Origin of the sequence: Streptomyces sp. LX-29, assembly GCF_029541745.1 — a bacterium.
Lineage (GTDB): Bacteria > Actinomycetota > Actinomycetes > Streptomycetales > Streptomycetaceae > Streptomyces.
In genome coordinates this window covers 6,117,626-6,133,055 of the sequence record NZ_CP089746.1, presented here as the reverse complement: position 1 = coordinate 6,133,055, position 15,430 = coordinate 6,117,626, and the positions used below count along the sequence as shown (strand labels likewise).

Sequence of the window (15,430 nt, the reverse complement as noted above, 5' to 3'; positions counted from 1 at the left end):
GTCAGGGGTGGGGTGGCGGTGTGGTCATGTCCGCGTTCGGGCGAGTCGGTCGCGCTGGTCGGGGAGTTGTCGGCCGGGGGTGGGGTCGAGGCCGAAGGTGGTGAACGCGGTCCGGGCCGGAAGCGGAAAGGTGGTCGTTCCGGTCAGTGAGTTGAGGATGGTGGCGCTGCGCCAGGCGGCGAGTCCGAGGTCGGGGGCGCCGATGCCGTGGGTGTGGAGTTCGGCGTTCTGGACGTAGACGGTTCCTTTGACGCTGGGGTCGAGGACGAGCCGGTGGTGTTCGTCGATGCGGGGGCGGTCGGAGCTGTCGCGGCGGATGTAGGGGGCGAGGGCGGCGAGGAGGATGTCGGTGCGGCGTTCGCGGTAGCCGGTGGCGAGGACGACGGCGTCGGTGGTGAGGCGGCTGCGGGTGCCTTGCTGTACGTGTTCGAGGTGGAGTTCGACGCGGGTGGTGGCGACGCGTCCGGCGGTGCGGACGACGACTCCGGGGGTGAGGACGGTGTCGGGCCAGCCGCCGTGGAGGGTGCGTTGGTAGAGCTCGTCGTGGATGGCGGCGATGGTGTCCCGGTCGATGCCTTTGTAGAGCTGCCATTGCTGGGGGAGGAGGGCGTCGCGTACGGGTTCGGGGAGGGCGTGGAAGTAGCGGGTGTAGTCGGGGGTGAACTGTTCCAGGCCGAGTTTGCTGTGTTCCATGGGTGCGAAGGCGGGGGTGCGGGCGAGCCAGTGGAGTCCTTCGCGGCCGGCGGGCCGGTGGCGGAGCAGGTCGAGGAAGACTTCGGCTCCGGATTGGCCGGCGCCGATGACGGTGACGTGGTCGGCGGCGTGGAGGTGGGCGCGGTGGCGTAGGTAGTCGGCGGAGTGCAGGACGGGGACGGCGGGGGCGTCGGTGAGGGGGCGCAGGGGGTCGGGGATGTGGGGTTCGGTGCCGATGCCGAGGACGAGGTTGCGGGCGTAGGTGCGGCAGAGTGCTTCGGCTTCGCCGTCGGCGCCGGTCTGGGTGAGGTCGATTTCGAAGAGCGCGCGTTCGGGGTTCCAGCGGACGGCGTCGATGTGGTGGCCGAAGTGGAGGGTGGGGAGTTGTTGGCTGACCCAGCGGCAGTAGGCGTCGTATTCGGCGCGGTGGATGTGGAAGCGCTGGGCGAAGTAGAAGGGGTAGAGGCGTTCGCTGGCTTTGAGGTAGTTGAGGAAGGTCCAGGGGTTGCCGGGGTCGGCGAGGGTGACGAGGTCGGCGAGGAAGGGCACTTGCAGGGTGGTGCCTTCGATGAGCAGGCCGGGGTGCCAGTGGAAGGCGGGGTGTTGTTCGTAGAAGGCGGTGCGGAGGCCGGGGATGGTGGAGGCGAGGGCGGCGAGGGAGAGGTTGGAGGGGCCGATGCCGATGCCGAGGAGGTCGAGGGGGGTGTCGCCGCCGGTGGGGTCGGCGCTCTCGGTGGTCTCGGTGTCGTCGCCGGGGGTGGTGGGGGCGGGCGTGGTGGTGGGGTCTGGGGCGGGTGTCATGGGGCCGTGCTGCCTTCCACGAGTCTCAACAGGGCGTGCAGGTCGCTGGGGCGGGTGTGGGGGTTGAGGAGGGTGGCTTTGAGCCAGAGGCCGTCGGCGGTGTGGGCCCGGCCGAGGACGGCGTGTCCTGCGCGGATGAGGCGGCGGCGGACGGCGGCGACGGTGGTGTCGTCGGCGCCGGTGGGGCGGAACAGCACGGTGCTGATGGCGGGTGGGGCGTGCAGTTCCAGGCGGGGGTGGGCGTCGATGAGTTCGGCGAGGTGGTGGGCGGTGGCGCAGCAGCGTTCGACGAGTCGGCCGAGGCCGTGGCGGCCGAGGGCGCGCAGGGTGACGGCGATTTTGAGGATGTCGGGGCGGCGGGAGGTGCGGAGGGAGCGGCCGAGCAGGTCGGGGAGGCCGGCTTCGGTGTCGTCGGCGGCGTTGAGGTAGTCGACGTGGTGGTCGAGGGGGGTGAGTGCGGTGTGGTCGGGGACGGCGAGGAGTCCGGCGGCGATGGGTTGCCAGCCGAGTTTGTGGAGGTCGAGGGCGATGCTGTGGGCGCGGTCGAGGCCGTGGAGGCGGTCGCGGAGGGTGTCGCTGAAGAGGAGTGCGCCGCCGTAGGAGGCGTCGATGTGGAGGGTGGCGTGGTGGGCGGCGCAGAGGTCGGCGATGGCGGGGAGCGGGTCGATGGCTCCGGTGTCGGTGGTGCCGGCGGTGGCGATGACGAGGGTGGGGTGGTCGGCTCGGGTGTGGAGTGCGGCGGCGAGGCGGTCGGGGTCGAGGCGGCCGGTGGGGGTGGGGAGGGTGTGGGGGGTGGGGAGGCCGAGGAGCCAGGCGGCGCGGTGGATGCTGTGGTGGGCGTTGGCGCCGCAGATGACCTGGAGGGGGGTGGGTCCGGGGTGTGCTTCGCGGGCGAGGAGGAGGGCGAGCTGGTTGGCTTCGGTGCCGCCGGTGGTGACGAGGGCGTCGGGGGTGGGGGGCTGGCCCTGGTGTGCGGGCCGGTCACCGTGGGCGGGCGGGCTTCCCTGGGCGGGCCGGCCTTCGTGGGTGGACCGGTCGCCCTGGGCGGGCCGGCCCTCGTGGCGGGGCCGGTCGTCCTCGGCGGGCCGGTGTCCGTAGGCGAGGGTGGCGAGGGCGCGGCAGGTGAGGGTCTCCAGCTCGGAGGCGGCGGGTGCCTGGTCCCAGGAGTCGAGGGAGGGGTTGAGGGCGCTGACGGCGAGGTCGGCGGCGGCCGCGACGGCCAGCGGTGGGCAGTGCAGGTGGGCGGCGCAGTGCGGTTCGGCGGGGTCGGCGGCGCCGGCGGCGAGGGCGCGGACGAGGGTGTGCAGGGCTTCGGGCGCGCCGGTGCCGGTGTCCGGGAGGGCGGGTTCGGCGAGGGCGCGGACGTGCTGGGCGAGGGCGTGGGGGCCGCCGGCGGGGAGGGGCCCGGACCGCTCGGCGGCGCCGGTGGCGAGGGCGTCGAGGACGGTGTCGAGGAGTGGGCGGAGTGCGCGCGGGCCGGTGGGGCCCCCGGCGAGGAGGTCGTCGGCTCCGGGTGCGGGCACCGGCATGGTTGTGCCCCTCTTCTTCGAGGGTCGGACGTGGCGGGTCGGGCGTTTCGGGGTGGGGCTGCGGGCGGTGCGGGGAGGGAGCGCTAACGTACTTCTCCGCAGTTCGCCGCCGTTCCGCCTGGCGCGGAGTCCACTCGTACGTGGTACGGCCTCGAGGATGGCGCGGCTTGGATCTGCTAGGAGCGGCGCCGTACCCTTGTGCGCATGAAACTAGCGTTGGAACTGGGCCCGTTGAAGCCCGAGTGGCACGACCTGATCATTGCCTTCCTCTGCTTCGGCGTGACCTTCGCGCTGCTCGCAGGGGTGGTGCTGCCGAGGATCGTGCGGGTTCTGCGGGAGCGCGAGTCGGCGATCGACGGACGCCAGCGCAAGGCGGACGAGACGCGGGCGGAGGCCGAGAAGGCGCACGCCGAGTACCAGGAGCTGCTGGCGGAGGCGCGTCACGAGGCGGCGCGGCTGCGTCAGGAGTCGCAGGAGCAGGGTGCGGAGCTGCTGGCGCAGCTGCGGGCCGAGGGTCAGCGGCAGCGTGAGGAGATGCTGGTCTCCGCGCGGGAGCAGATCGCGGCGGACCGGGCGCTGGCGGAGGCCGCGCTGCGCGCGGAGGTCACGGTGTTGGCGACGCAGCTGGCCGGCAAGATCGTCGGTGAGCCGTTGGATGACTTCGCCAGGGATCGGGCCTGAGCGGCGGGCGCTGAGCGGTCGCGTGCGGCGGCTGCCGCGCGGGGCGCTGTGTGTGGCGCCAGGGGCGGTGGTGTGGGTCGGTTGACCCGTACCACCGCCCTTTGTCGTCTCGGCCGCGGGTCCTAGGCCGCCGTGTCGGGTGTCGCGGCGGCGCGTACGCGGAGGGCGCGGCGCAGGTCGTCGAGTTGGTCGGCGAGGCGCCGGCGCAGCGCCGGTGTGGGGGTGGGGGTGGGGTCGCCGTCGGGGGCGGTCTCGGTGCCGGCTGCGGGGTCGGTTTCGGGGGCGGCCAGGCAGGTCTCCCCCAGTCGCAGGGTCTGCTCGTCGACGGTGGTGGGGAAGGCGAAGCGGCCGACGGCTTCGGCGATGGCCGGGCCGCGGCGGGCGGCGAGGGTGACGGCGGCGGGGTAGTAGCGGGGGACGTAGGGGGCGAGCAGGTCGTGCTGCTCGGGTTGCCAGAAGCCTTCGGCGGTGGCGGTGAAGAGGTAGTTGGAGAGTTCGTCGGTGTCGAAGAGGGCGGCCCAGGCGGTGCTCTTGGCGTCGGCGTCGGGGAGGGCTGCACGGCAGCGGGCGGCGCCTTCCTGGCCGGTGGCGCTGGAGTCGCGGGCGAGTTCCGCGTCGATGTCGGCGGGGGTGGCGGCGCCGAGGACGCAGAGTCGGGCGAGGATGCGCCAGCGGAGTTCGGGGTCGAGGGTGGGGCCGCCGGGGACGGCGTCTCCGGTGAGCCAGTGGTGGAGCTCGGCGGGGCCGGTGGCGGTGTCGACGAAGGTGCGGACGGCGGCGAGGCGGAGTCCGTGGCCTGTGCCGTCTTCGGTGCGGCGCAGCAGGTCGCGGCAGGTGTCGGCGAGGGTGGCGAGGGCGGCGGGGCGCTGTGCGGGGGGCAGGTAGCGGTCGGCGATCTGGGTGCGGGCGAAGGCGAGGACGCCTTCGACGATGGCGATGTCCGTCTCGTGGGGTAGGTGGGCGCGGACGGCGTCGAGGTAGGTGGTGGGCGGTAGGTGGGCGTCGCGCACCATGTCGCGGGCGGCGTTCCAGACGACCGCGCGGGTGAGGGGGTCGGGGAGGCCGGACAGGGCGCGTACGGCGGTGTTCCAGGAGGTCGGGTCGAGCCTGATCTTGGCGTAGCTGAGGTCGGCGTCGTTGAGGAGCAGCAGGTCGGGGCGGGGGCCGGTGAAGGAGAGGGTCACGGTGGCGGCGTCGGCGCCGAGGTCGGCCTCGATGCGGTCGCGGCGGACGAGCCGGTGTGGGGCGGCGGGCCGGTGGTCGTAGAGGCCGATGGAGACGCGGTGGGGGCGGGCTCCGTCGGCGCTGCCCTGGTGGTGGATGGCGGCGGTCCAGTGGTTGCCGTCGACGTCGATGTGGGGGGTGAGGGTGTCGACTCCGGTGGTGCGGAGCCAGCGGTCGGCCCAGGCGTGGACGTCGCGGCCGGAGGCGCGGGCGAGGGAGTCGATGAAGTCGGTGAGGGTGGCGTTGCCGAAGCGGTGGCGGGCGAAGTGGTCGTTGATGCCGGCGAGGAAGTCCTTCTCGCCGAGCCAGGCGACGAGCTGGCGCAGCGCGGAGGCGCCCTTGGCGTAGGAGATGCCGTCGAAGTTGAGCCGGGCGGCGGCGGTGTCGGGGACGGCGTCGGGGGCGGGGGCGACGGGGTGGGTGGAGCCGCGCTGGTCGGCGTCGTATCCCCAGCTTTTGCGGCGGACGCCGAAGTCGGCCCAGGTGGCGGTGTAGCGGGTGGCTTCGGTGAGGATCTGGAAGCCCATGTATTCGGCGAAGGACTCGTTGAGCCAGATGTCGTCCCACCATTCCATGGTGACGAGGTCGCCGAACCACATGTGGGCCATCTCGTGGGCGATGACCATGGCGCGGGTCTGTCGTTCGGCTTCGGTGACGGCGGAGCGGTAGACGAACTCGTCGCGGAAGGTGACGAGGCCGGGGTTCTCCATGGCGCCGGAGTTGAACTCGGGGACGAAGGCCTGGTCGTAGGAGTCGAAGGGGTAGGGCTCGGCGAAGATCTCGTGGTAGCGGTCGAAGCAGCGCTTGGTGATGTCGAACAGTTCGTCGGCGTCGGCGTCCAGGTAGGGCGCGAGGGAGCGGCGGACGTGCAGGCCGAAGGGCAGTCCGCGGTGTTCGGTGCGTACGGAGTGGTACGGTCCGGCGGCGACGGCCATCAGGTAGGTGCTGATGGGCGGGGTGGGGGCGAGCCGCCAGTGTCCGCTGGTGGGCGGTCCGATGCGCTGGGCGGTTCCGTTGCCGAGGACGGTCCACCGGGGTGGGGCGGTGACCGTCACCTCGAAGACGGCTTTCAGGTCGGGCTGGTCGAAGGCGGCGAAGACGGTTTTCGCGTCCGCCATGCAGCACATGGTGTAGAGATACGTTTCCCCGTCGGCGGGGTCGGTGAAGCGGTGCATCCCCTCCCCCGTGTGGGAGTACCGCATGTCGGCTTCGACGCGCAGTTCGTGCGCCCCTTCGGCCAGTCCGTGGAGCGGCAGCCGTCCGTCCGCCAGCGACGCGGTGTCCAGGTCCCGCCCGTCGAGGGTGGCTCGGTGCAGCACGGCGGGGTCGAGCTCGACGAAGGTGTCCACGCCGTCCTCGCGCGCGGTGAAGCGGAGGGTGGTGACGGATCCGAAGACCTCGTCGCCGCGCGTCAGATCGAGGTCGATGAGGTAGCGGTCGACGGTGAGGTGCCGGGCTCGGTTCTGCGCTTCGTCGCGCGTCAGTACGGACATGGGCCCATGCTGCCGTACGGCCCGCGGGCGACGCATGGGATTGCCCTGTGGGCGAAGCGGCGGGTCCGGGGCGCGCGGGCGCGCGGAGGGGTGGGGCCGGGTGCGTCGTCAGGCGCCGGTGGCGGGGCTCGTGTCGTCTTCGGTGGCGGTCGGGTTCGCGAGGGTCTCGTGGTGGCGGATGACCTCGGCGATGATGAAGTTGAGGAGCTTCTCCGCGAAGGCGGGGTCGAGCTTGGCGCTTTCGGCGAGCTGGCGGAGGCGGGTGATCTGGCGGGCCTCGCGGGCGGGGTCGGCCGGGGGGAGCTTGTGGGTGGCCTTGAGCCGGCCGACCTGCTGGGTGCACTTGAAGCGCTCGGCGAGCATGTGGACGACGGCGGCGTCGATGTTGTCGATGCTGTCGCGCAGCCGGCTGAGTTCGGCGGTCACCTGCTCGTCGATGCCGGGGCGGTCGGTGTCGGTCTCGCTGTTGTTCATGCGCAGAGCCTAGGGGGAACGACCGTCGGTCGCGGAGTGTGACCGGATGGTGGGCGGGTGGTCGGGGTCGGGGACGCGGTCGGTGAAGCCGCCGGGGACGGCCTGGCCCTGTTGGGCGCGGAAGCGGGCGGGGGCGGTGCCGACGCGGCGGGTGAAGAGGCGGCTGAAGTAGGCGGGGTCGTCGTAGCCGACGCGGCGGGCGACGGCGGCGATGGGGAGTTCGGTGCCGATGAGGAGTTCCTTGGCGCGGCCGAGGCGGATGCCGAGGAGGTAGTCCTTGGGGCCGCAGCCGGCGCCGCGGCGCACGGCGGTGCGCAGTTCGGCGGGGGTCATGCCGTGGCGGGCGGCGTGTTCGGTGACGGAGAGGGGTTGGCAGGCGTCGCGGGCGAGGGCGGCCAGTACGGCGTCGGTGCCGGTGTCGGCGCGGGCGCGGCGCAGGGCGACGAGGAGTTCGTGGACGGCGGCGGCGGTCTCGACCTCCAGGTAGGGGTTGCCGTGGCGGGCGGCGCGGACGATGCGGCCGATGGCGGCGCGGGCGGTGGCCGTGTCGCTGAGGGGGACGACGGGGTGGTCGGGGTCGATGTAGCCGAGTTCGGTGTAGCTCGCGGTGGCGGGTCCGGTGAAGTCGACGAAGCTCTCGTCCCAGCAGGGGTCGGGGGCGTAGTGGTGCGGTACGCCGGGGGTGAGCCAGAGCAGGGCGGGGGCGGCCACGGGCCGGCGGGGGCCGGCGGGGCCGCGGAACCAGCCGGTGCCCGCGCTGATCACCACGGCGACGTGGTGGTCGAGGGTGCGCGGGCCGACGGCGGGCAGGGTGCCGTGTTGGAGTCCCACGCCGAGGCAGACGAGGCCGAGCCGGTGGTGGACCGGTCCGGGCGTGAAGTACCGCATCCAGGTGTGGTACACGCGCGCTCCCTCCTGCTGGCGCCACGCCGATCTTCATCCATGGGTCGGCGCGCCGCCAGAGGGAGGAGTCCGGGATGCCCCGTTTCGCCGGCTACGGCACCTCCGCCACGAGGAAGGCGTCCAGGGTGAACTCGGCGGTGCCGCTGTCGCCGGTCTTCCGGAGGCCCACCCATGCCTCCCCGTCGGGCGGTGCGGTGAACTCGTAGGCGTGGGTGGTCGGGGCGGTGGCCACCGGGAGCGGGGTGCGCAGCAGTTCGCGGGGGGCGGGTTCGTCGACGGCGGTGATCCAGGCGTACTGGCCGGCGGTCTCGTTCTCGTAGCGGAAGCTCACCCGGTAGCGGTGGCCGGGGCGGAAGCGGACGGTGTGCGGGACGGTGCGGTAGACCACGCCGGTGTTCTCACCTCGTGACTTGAGCGATTCGCGGCCGTCGATGACGTCGTCGACGGCCTTGCCGTTCCAGCCGCGCTGGGTGTACGGCGCGTGGCGCTGGGCGATGTGGGTGCGCGGGTCGGTGGCGCCGCCCGCGTCCCCCTTGACGAAGGGCCCCCAGCCCTGCGGCACGTGTTCGAAGTCCTCCCAGACCAGGGCGCCGGGCCGGGTGGGGCGTGGGGCGGGGACGATGCGCAGGTTGTCGAAGCGGACGCGGGCCTCGCCGGGTGCCGTGCGGAGGGTGAGGGTCACCGGGCCGCCGCCGGCGGGGACGGTGAACCAGGTGGTCAGGCGCTGGAAGCGGGTGCCGTGTTTGCGGTCGGCGGCGACGTGGTTGACGGCGGTGGAGGTCTCGGTCCAGTTCTCGGCGGTGATGCCGTCGGCGGTGTGGACGGCGAGCGTGGCGCGGCGCCGTTGCCCGGCGGTGGCGCCGACCTCGACCTGTACCGAGGCCGCGTAGTCGCCGGGGGCGAGGCGGGCCACGCGCTGGCCGACCTCGGCGGCCACTCCGGCGTCGACGACCAGCTCGTAGTCGCCCAGCTCGCTGCGGTGTACCGCGGCCGGGCCGCGGACCTGCCAGCCGGCGAGCGTTCCCGAGTGGAAGCCGGGGTCGTGGAGTGGGGTGCCCTGCCCCCAGCGCGGCGCGGGCTGGGCGGGGGCCGGCTCGGGGTAGATCACGTACGGCTGGTCGGCGTCGGCGTCGATGGTCACGGTGTCGGACCGGACGGGCAGTTCGGCGATGTGTTCCCGGCCCTGATCGGTCAGCCGGTAGAGCGTGACGGTGCGCCGGCCGGCCCAGCCGCGCGGCAGCCGCCAGCTGGTGGTGCCGCCCGTCGGGTGGTAGTGGTACAGCTTGGCGGGGTCGGTGGCTCGGCGGGGCTCCCAGGGCAGCAGGTAGCGGCCGCCGTCGTAGACGAGTCGTCCGTCGGTGGTGATGCGCCGGACTCCGTCCGCGTCGCCGACCGTGGTGCGGGTGGGGCCCTCGAAGGTGATCTCGTGGTCGCGCCAGGTGCGGATCGGATACGCCTGGAGGTACTTGGCGGGCAGGCTGTCGGTCCAGATGAGGCGGTAGAAGGCGGTCCAGTCGGTCTTGCCGACCCAGCCCTCGAAGTTGCCGGTGCGGGCGATGCCCAGCAGGGTGGGCCACTTGTCGGCGAAGACGTCCTTCTGGTGGTTGCGGAGGAAGCGGATGAGGCGGGAGTTGACGCCGCGTGAGGTGTCGGGGCCGTAGTCGGTCTCGGTGGCCCAGTGGGACCACAGCGCGGAGCGCTCCAGGCCGTGTCCCCATTCGGTGGTGACGCGCCAGCCCTGTGCGCGCAGGGCGCGCTGGAGGCGGTCGGAGGTCCAGCCGGACTCGCGGAAGACGTCGATGTAGAGGGTGTTCAGGGCGGGATCGGTCTGGGCGCGCAGGTCGGCGAACCTGCGGATGATGTCGCCGGAGACCAGGTCGCGGCGCTGGTCGATGCGGTAGGACTGGTCCAGCCAGTCCCACTGTGCGTCGGTCCGGTCCACGAGCGTCTCGGAGAAGGCGTGGGCGACGGGGTAGGACTCGGTGGCGTTGACGTGCACGCCGAAGTCGCTGTGCCAGGCGCGGCCCTCGCGGAGCAGGGTGTTGAGGTCGGCGAGGCCGCCGGCGCGCCGGTTGTAGTTGCCGGCGTAGTCGGGGTGGGCGGAGTCGTGGCCCTCCGACTGGTAGCCCTTGAGCAGGGTGTACTGCCGCAGGCCGTCGGTGGCCAGGCAGATCCGTTTGACGTTGTCGAGGGTGGCCAGGAACGGGTTGGTGGCCTGGCTGGCGAAGTTGAAGGGGATGTGGGGGACGACCCGCAGGTGCTGGTCGTCGGCGCCCAACGGGTCGATCATGATGTCGCGCAGCGCGATGGCGGCGTCCTGCCAGTCGATGACGCCGTCGCCGTTGCGGTCGCCGGTGATGATGACGGTGGCGTACGGGAGCGGTTCGGTCGCGTCGACGGGCGAGCCGGCGGCCCGGTGGGTCCACTGGCCGGGTCCCAGGCGGGCGACGGTGTGGCCGTCGACGACGCTGGTCTGCCGCCACAGCCGTCCGTTCTCCCAGGTGGTGCCGGCGGCGGAGGACGGCCTGTCCCAGACGGTGTTGGTCTCGACGGCCGCGGCGAGCAGGTCGGTGGCGACGACGGCGTACGCGCAGCCGAGGGGTGCCGGGTCGGGGGCGGGCGGCCGCCCGGGCGACCCGGCGTCGGCCACGGAGACGAGGGTGTCGCCGTTCTTCGCCTTGTCCAGTTCGACGCGGGCGGCGTGGAGCGTGGCGCCGGGTTGGTCGTCGCGCACGCTGAGCAGCGCGAGTCCGGGGAAGCGCAGGGTGCCGACGCGCAGCGCCTCGGTGTCGGTGACGCGGGTGACCCGCCAGTGCAGCCGGTCGCCGCGCACCCGGATCTCCACGACGATCTCGGTACCGCCGTCGAAGGCGAGGGTGTGGGTGACGCGGTCCGCGCGGGCGGTGGCGGTGACCCGCGGAGTCAGCTCGACGTCGTCGATGAGCACCGAGCGGACCGGCTCCGACTGGCCGTACAGCGTCGCGCCGGTGGTGCGGTCGGTGTACGACAGGACGCGGGGGAAGCCCCGGTCGACCCGGACCTCCAGCCGCCGGGAACGGATCACCGCCTGGCCGCCGGGCGCGGGGCGCGCGGCCGCGCGGCCCTGGCCGGGTCCGGGGACTGGGCCTTCGCGGCCGGCCGCGAAGGCGTCGTCGTGCGGCGCGAGGGCGCCCAGTCCGGCCAGTGCCGTCGTGGCGACGACCGCCCTGCGGCTCGGCGGCCGGTCCCGTTCGCCCGCTCGCTCCCGCCGCTGCTCCGGTTCCCGGTATCCGCTCACCGTGCCCGCTCCTCCGTCTCGCCGCCGGGTGTGTCGACTGCACACAGTGGGGCGGAGGCGGCGTGGGGGCCATGGACGGAGGTGCGGCGGGTGTTGGACTCATGTCGGCCGGTGCCGCTCCCCCGGGGCCGGTCGGCGGGAGCTCTCAGGGAAGTCGGTCGGCCGGAGCTCTCAGGGAAGTCGGTCGGCCGGAGCTCTCAGAGGAGTCGGTCGGCGGGAGTTCTCAGGGGAGTCGGTCGGCGGCCGCGCGCAGCGTCGCCCCCGCGCCGGAGGTGATCGGATCGCCGTGGCCGAAGCAGGCGGTCTCCACGTCCAGGGCGGCCTGGGTGCGGAAGGCGGCCGCCATCCGCTCCGGCTCCACGTTGAAGACGCCGGGCATCAGCGACTGGACGTTGGCGATGGTGTCGCCGGTGAACAGCACGCCGGAGGCGGGCAGATGGAGGGCGATGCTGCCGTGGGTGTGGCCGGGCACATGGATGACGCGCGCCTGCTCGCCCCAGTCGAGGGTGTCCCCGTCGGTCAGCTCGCGGTCGACCCGGACCGGCGGGGCCGGCGGCACCTGCGGGCTGTGCGCCTCGTACAGGGGCACCTCCCAGTCGGCCAGCTTGGGCTCGGGCAGCGGCGCGGAGCCGTCGATCACCGGCGCGTCGGCGGCCCCGGCCAGCACCCGGGCCCCGGTGGCGGCGGCCAGCGCGGCGGCGGAGCCGTAGTGGTCCTTGTGGCAGTGGGTGATGACGATGTCGCGGAGGTCGCGGGGGCCGGCACCGAGCCCGGCGAGCGCGTCGAGGATCTGACGCTCGTGCCCCGCCCAGCCCGCGTCGACGAGGGCGAAGCCCTCGGGGAGTCGTATGGCGTACGCCTGTCCGACTCCGAAGTGCAGCATCCATACGGCGTCGGTGACCTGTGTGATCTTCATGGGGCCGACTGTAGGGAGGGCGGGGCGGGCCGCACGAGGGCGCTCAGCCGGCCGCGAACACGCCGAGGGCGAACGTGTCGCGGCGCCGCCCCCGACCGGGAGGAAGGCCCGGCCGGGGGCGGCTGCCCGCGTGCGGTGAGTGTGCCGCGAGTGGGGGGTTGTGCGGGGTGGGGTGTGAGTCGGGTCGGTGGGTCGGGCGGGCCCGGTTGGCGCCGGGCCCGCCGCGCGGTGTGCGTCGGGTGGGGAATCAACCGCCGAGTTGGGCCGCCGCCGCCTTGATGTCCTTGGCGAAGGTGCTCACCTCGGCGTAGACGCCGGGGTAGTTGGGCCGGGCGCAGCCCTGACCCCAGCTGACGATGCCGACCTGTATCCACTGGCCGGCGTTGTCCTTGCGGAACATCGGGCCGCCGGAGTCGCCCTGGCAGGTGTCCACGCCGCCCTGGGCGTAGCCGGCGCAGATCTCTTCGGCCGGGACCAGGCTGTTGCCGTAGGAGCGCTGGCAGCTGGCGTCGTCGACGAAGGGGACGGTGGCCTTCAGCAGATAGCGCTGCTGGCTGCCGCCCTCGCGCGCCGCTCCCCAGCCGGCGACCTGGAAGTTGCCGTTGTCGAACTCCTTGGTCTCAGCGATCTTGAGGGTGGGCTGGTCGACGGGCTTGGCGAGCTTGATCAGCGCCCAGTCCTTGCCCTGGCCGTTGTAGCCGGGGGCCTGGAGGACGCGGGTGGACTTGACCTTGATGGCGCTGGGGCTCTGCAGGTCGACCACGCCGGCGGTCGCGGTGATGGAGGTGTTGCCGCCGCTGCCGTCGACGCAGTGGGCGGCGGTGAGCACGAGCGTCTTGGAGTAGAGCGCGCCGCCGCACCCCATGGACAGCCGCACCATGAAGGGGTACTCGCCCTGTGCGGCGCGCGTGCCGCCGACGACGGGCGGGGCCGTCTGGGCGCTGGTGGCGGGTGGGGTCGCCTTGGCGCCGGTGGCTCCGTCGGAGTGGGCGAGGGCGGTGCCGGGGAACAGGCTGACCGCGGCGAGCCCGACCGCTCCGGCTGCGAGAGATCTCTTGACGTGCTTCAGGATGTTCCGCAACGGACGTCCTTTCGTGGGGGGTTGAGCGCATGATTGGCACGCACATGCCAACCAGTGGGTGTGATTATGTGGACGTAGTAATGGCGTGGCAAGGGTGGCGTTCCGGCCATGTCATGCCATCCCATGGCCCGGGTGCCGGCCGCGGCGGGCGGCCCAGGCCGTCCGGGGCGGAGACGGGCGGCGCTCCCCGCCCTACAGTGGAGTGCGTGACCGCCCCGGGCATCGCCGTCGAGCACGGGTTCCCGCACCTCGCGACCGTGCGCGCGGCACTCACCGCGCTCTACCGCCGCCTGTCCTACGACACCGTGCGCACCTTTCCGATCAGCGTGTCCGCCGCCGAGGTGGCCTTTCCCGAGGACGAGGACCTGTATCTCGGGGTGCAGCGCGTCGCCCGGGTCATGGTCCAGCACCTCCGGCTGCCCGACGCCCGCATGATCGTGAGCTTCCGGGAGATGCGGCACGCCGGCAACGTGGAGCTCGCCGCCGGTCCCGAGTACTTCATCGAGCTCAACTCGCGCTTCAAGGAGCACCGGCGGGACATCGGCGCGGCCCTGGCCCATGAGGTGACGCACGTCTATCTGCACCGGCTGGGCCTGGAGCTCCCGGGCACCCGGGACAACGAGATCCTCACCGACACCGCCGCCGCGTATCTGGGCGCGGGCTGGCTGCTGCTCGACGCCTACCGCGAGTCCTCCGTCTCCAGCCAGAAGCTGGGCTATCTGACCCCGGAGGAGTTCGGATACGTCCTGGCCAAGCGGGCGCTGGTGTTCGACGACGACCCGGCGCCCCGGTTCACCAGCCCCCAGGCGTACGAGGCGTATGTGCGAGGCAGGGCGCAGGCCCGCGACGACGCGCGGCAGCCGCCGCTGGTCGGCTGCGGCTGGTCGGGGCGCCGTCGGTACGCCCGGGACCGCCGGCACGCCCAGGCGGATCCCCCACGGCCGGGCACCCGCACGGGCGGTGGGCCGGGCACCGGCCGCGCCTTCGGCGGGGACTACGCCTTCGAGGGCCCCGCGCCGCTGCGGGTCTCCTTTCCCTGCCCGACCTGCCACCAGCGGATCAGGGTCCCGGTGCGCGGCAGGGTGCGGGCCCGGTGCGGGCTGTGCCGCACGGTGCTGGAGTGCGACACCTGACACGGTGTGCGCCCGTCGGACCGGGTGGCGTCGCCCTCGCGTCGCCAGCCCGGACGCCGCCCCGACGTCGTCCGACCGCCGGCGTTCCCGGCGCCGGCCGTCGGGTGGGACGTACGCGGCTCACGCCCAGCCGTCGAGGGCCTCCATGAAGCCGTCGAAGTCGTCGCGGTGCAGCGTGTGGCCGGCGCCCAGGACGGTACGAACCTCGAAGCCGCGCGACGCCAGCTCCTTCTTCAGCCCCTCGGAGACCAGCCGGCTCGGGTCGGCGGCCAGCACCAGCGAGGGCACGACGGGCCGCTCCGGCGTCCAGTCGGTCCGCTCGCTCAGTGGCAGGGTGTGCACGGTGGCCGGATCCCAGTCGGCGAGCGTGGCGACCTCGATGTCCACGTCGGCCTCGTCCCAGCGCGGGTTGAACGACCAGAGCAGTCGCCGCGACACCGTCTTGATCTGCGCGAAGATCGTCGGATCCAACATCTGGGCGGACCCGTCGAAGGCCCACGCCGGGTCCGCGTAGACCGCTCGGGCGGGCCGCAGCCGGTCCACGGCCAGCGAGAGGGAGAGCGCGCCGATCGAGTGTCCGAGCGCGAGCTCGGCGCCGGTCGGCAGCGTCTCGACGAGGTCGTCGGCGAACAGCTCGATGCGGTAATCGCCGCGCTCGCTGGCGCCGTGGCCGCGCAGGTCGACACCGATGACGCGATAGCCCCGGTCGACCAGCGCGGGGGCGACCCGGTGCCAGGTGCGGTGGTCCGACATCAGGCCGTGCACCAGCAGCGCGATCCGGTCGCCCGTGCCCCATTCGCGGGTGTGCAGTCGCATGAGTGCCGTCCTCCTGCCTCCGGTGCCCTCCGTAGTCTCCCAGGACCGCCGGAGGATCCACCGGATCCGGGCCGGGGTCGCACGGCCGTCAGCACCTGCCCGGTCGCACGGAACACGGCCGCGCCGGTATCGCTCGCCCGGTCCGGCCGCCGCCACGGCGGCCGTGCGCGAAGCGCCTGACTGGTCGGTCAACCGTTCTTCTCCCCCGTTCGGTTCGTCCGCTGTGGTCTGGGCCGCGCTACCCGGTCCCCTCTCCCCGGTCGACCGCGGCCGCCCCCTCGACCCCGGCCGCCAGCTCGACCCGCAGTGGCGAGCCGGCGGCCGCCTCGGGTCGCGCCGGCGAGCGACGCACGAAGATGCCCAGGCCCGGGCGCGGTTCGACGAGGCCCTCGCGAGGTATCAGCCGTCG

Annotated in this window: 11 protein-coding genes and 1 pseudogene; 2 read left to right on the top strand and 10 right to left on the bottom strand. The window is 73.4% G+C overall.

Features of this window, described 5'->3' with window-relative positions:
• Positions 1 to 24 precede the first annotated feature (24 nt).
• A complete protein-coding gene (locus tag LRS74_RS25855; protein ID WP_277743247.1) occupies positions 25 to 1,494 on the bottom strand; it encodes a SidA/IucD/PvdA family monooxygenase in 1,470 nt (489 codons plus the stop codon).
• Positions 1,491 to 3,023: an aminotransferase class V-fold PLP-dependent enzyme gene (locus LRS74_RS25850; protein WP_277743246.1), complete on the bottom strand. Its 1,533-nt coding sequence runs from the start codon at positions 3,021 to 3,023 to the stop codon at positions 1,491 to 1,493. The genes LRS74_RS25855 and LRS74_RS25850 overlap by 4 nt, the downstream gene beginning before the upstream one ends.
• Positions 3,024 to 3,227: 204 nt before the next feature.
• Between LRS74_RS25850 and atpF the strand changes: the two genes are divergently transcribed.
• On the top strand, positions 3,228 to 3,704 hold the full coding sequence (gene atpF / locus LRS74_RS25845; protein WP_277743245.1) for a F0F1 ATP synthase subunit B: 477 nt from the start codon (positions 3,228 to 3,230) through the stop codon (positions 3,702 to 3,704).
• Positions 3,705 to 3,826: 122 nt separating this feature from the next.
• Here atpF and pepN read toward each other — a convergent pair whose 3' ends face one another.
• The 6 genes from pepN to LRS74_RS25815 all read right to left on the bottom strand — a co-directional run bounded on the left by pepN (position 3,827) and on the right by LRS74_RS25815 (position 13,072).
• Positions 3,827 to 6,421 (bottom strand): aminopeptidase N, encoded by a 2,595-nt coding sequence (gene pepN, locus LRS74_RS25840; RefSeq protein ID WP_277743244.1) that lies wholly within the window; start codon positions 6,419 to 6,421, stop codon positions 3,827 to 3,829.
• A 108-nt stretch (positions 6,422 to 6,529) separates the two neighbouring features.
• The gene (locus LRS74_RS25835; protein ID WP_277743243.1) at positions 6,530 to 6,895 is read right to left on the bottom strand and encodes a chorismate mutase; all 366 of its coding nucleotides are present in this window, start codon (positions 6,893 to 6,895) and stop codon (positions 6,530 to 6,532) included.
• Between the two features lie 9 nt (positions 6,896 to 6,904).
• A complete protein-coding gene (locus LRS74_RS25830) occupies positions 6,905 to 7,798 on the bottom strand; it encodes an AraC family transcriptional regulator (RefSeq protein WP_277743242.1) in 894 nt (297 codons plus the stop codon).
• Between the two features lie 91 nt (positions 7,799 to 7,889).
• Complete coding sequence (locus LRS74_RS25825; protein WP_277743241.1) at positions 7,890 to 11,075, bottom strand: endo-alpha-N-acetylgalactosaminidase family protein; 3,186 nt, start codon at positions 11,073 to 11,075, stop codon at positions 7,890 to 7,892.
• Positions 11,076 to 11,298: 223 nt separating this feature from the next.
• Positions 11,299 to 11,991 carry an MBL fold metallo-hydrolase gene (locus LRS74_RS25820; protein WP_277743240.1) on the bottom strand — a complete coding sequence of 231 codons (693 nt, stop codon included), beginning with the start codon at positions 11,989 to 11,991 and terminating at the stop codon, positions 11,299 to 11,301.
• Between the two features lie 247 nt (positions 11,992 to 12,238).
• On the bottom strand, positions 12,239 to 13,072 hold the full coding sequence (locus tag LRS74_RS25815; protein WP_277743239.1) for a serine protease: 834 nt from the start codon (positions 13,070 to 13,072) through the stop codon (positions 12,239 to 12,241).
• A 206-nt stretch (positions 13,073 to 13,278) separates the two neighbouring features.
• Here LRS74_RS25815 and LRS74_RS25810 point away from each other — a divergent pair, with 206 nt between their 5' ends.
• Positions 13,279 to 14,205, top strand: coding sequence for a hypothetical protein (locus LRS74_RS25810; protein WP_277743238.1), 927 nt, complete (start codon positions 13,279 to 13,281; stop codon positions 14,203 to 14,205).
• A gap of 120 nt (positions 14,206 to 14,325) precedes the next feature.
• On the opposite strand, the gene LRS74_RS25805 is transcribed toward LRS74_RS25810, so the two are convergent.
• Positions 14,326 to 15,021, bottom strand: a complete 696-nt coding sequence (locus LRS74_RS25805; protein WP_277743237.1) for an alpha/beta hydrolase — start codon at positions 15,019 to 15,021, stop codon at positions 14,326 to 14,328.
• 238 nt (positions 15,022 to 15,259) lie between these two features.
• Positions 15,260 to 15,427, bottom strand: a pseudogene (locus LRS74_RS25800) (GntR family transcriptional regulator); the annotation flags it as partial.
• Positions 15,428 to 15,430 lie beyond the last annotated feature (3 nt).

Bases quoted from the DNA above. Each gene is read 5' to 3' on its own strand.
- LRS74_RS25805 (WP_277743237.1), bottom strand. From the start codon at position 15,021: ATGCGACTGCACACCCGCGAATGGGGCACGGGCGACCGGATCGCGCTG.
- pepN (WP_277743244.1), bottom strand. From the start codon at position 6,421: ATGTCCGTACTGACGCGCGACGAAGCGCAGAACCGAGCCCGGCACCTC.
- LRS74_RS25850 (WP_277743246.1), bottom strand. From the start codon at position 3,023: ATGCCGGTGCCCGCACCCGGAGCCGACGACCTCCTCGCCGGGGGCCCC.
- LRS74_RS25820 (WP_277743240.1), bottom strand. From the start codon at position 11,991: ATGAAGATCACACAGGTCACCGACGCCGTATGGATGCTGCACTTCGGA.
- LRS74_RS25855 (WP_277743247.1), bottom strand. From the start codon at position 1,494: ATGACACCCGCCCCAGACCCCACCACCACGCCCGCCCCCACCACCCCC.
- LRS74_RS25835 (WP_277743243.1), bottom strand. From the start codon at position 6,895: ATGAACAACAGCGAGACCGACACCGACCGCCCCGGCATCGACGAGCAG.
- atpF (WP_277743245.1), top strand. From the start codon at position 3,228: ATGAAACTAGCGTTGGAACTGGGCCCGTTGAAGCCCGAGTGGCACGAC.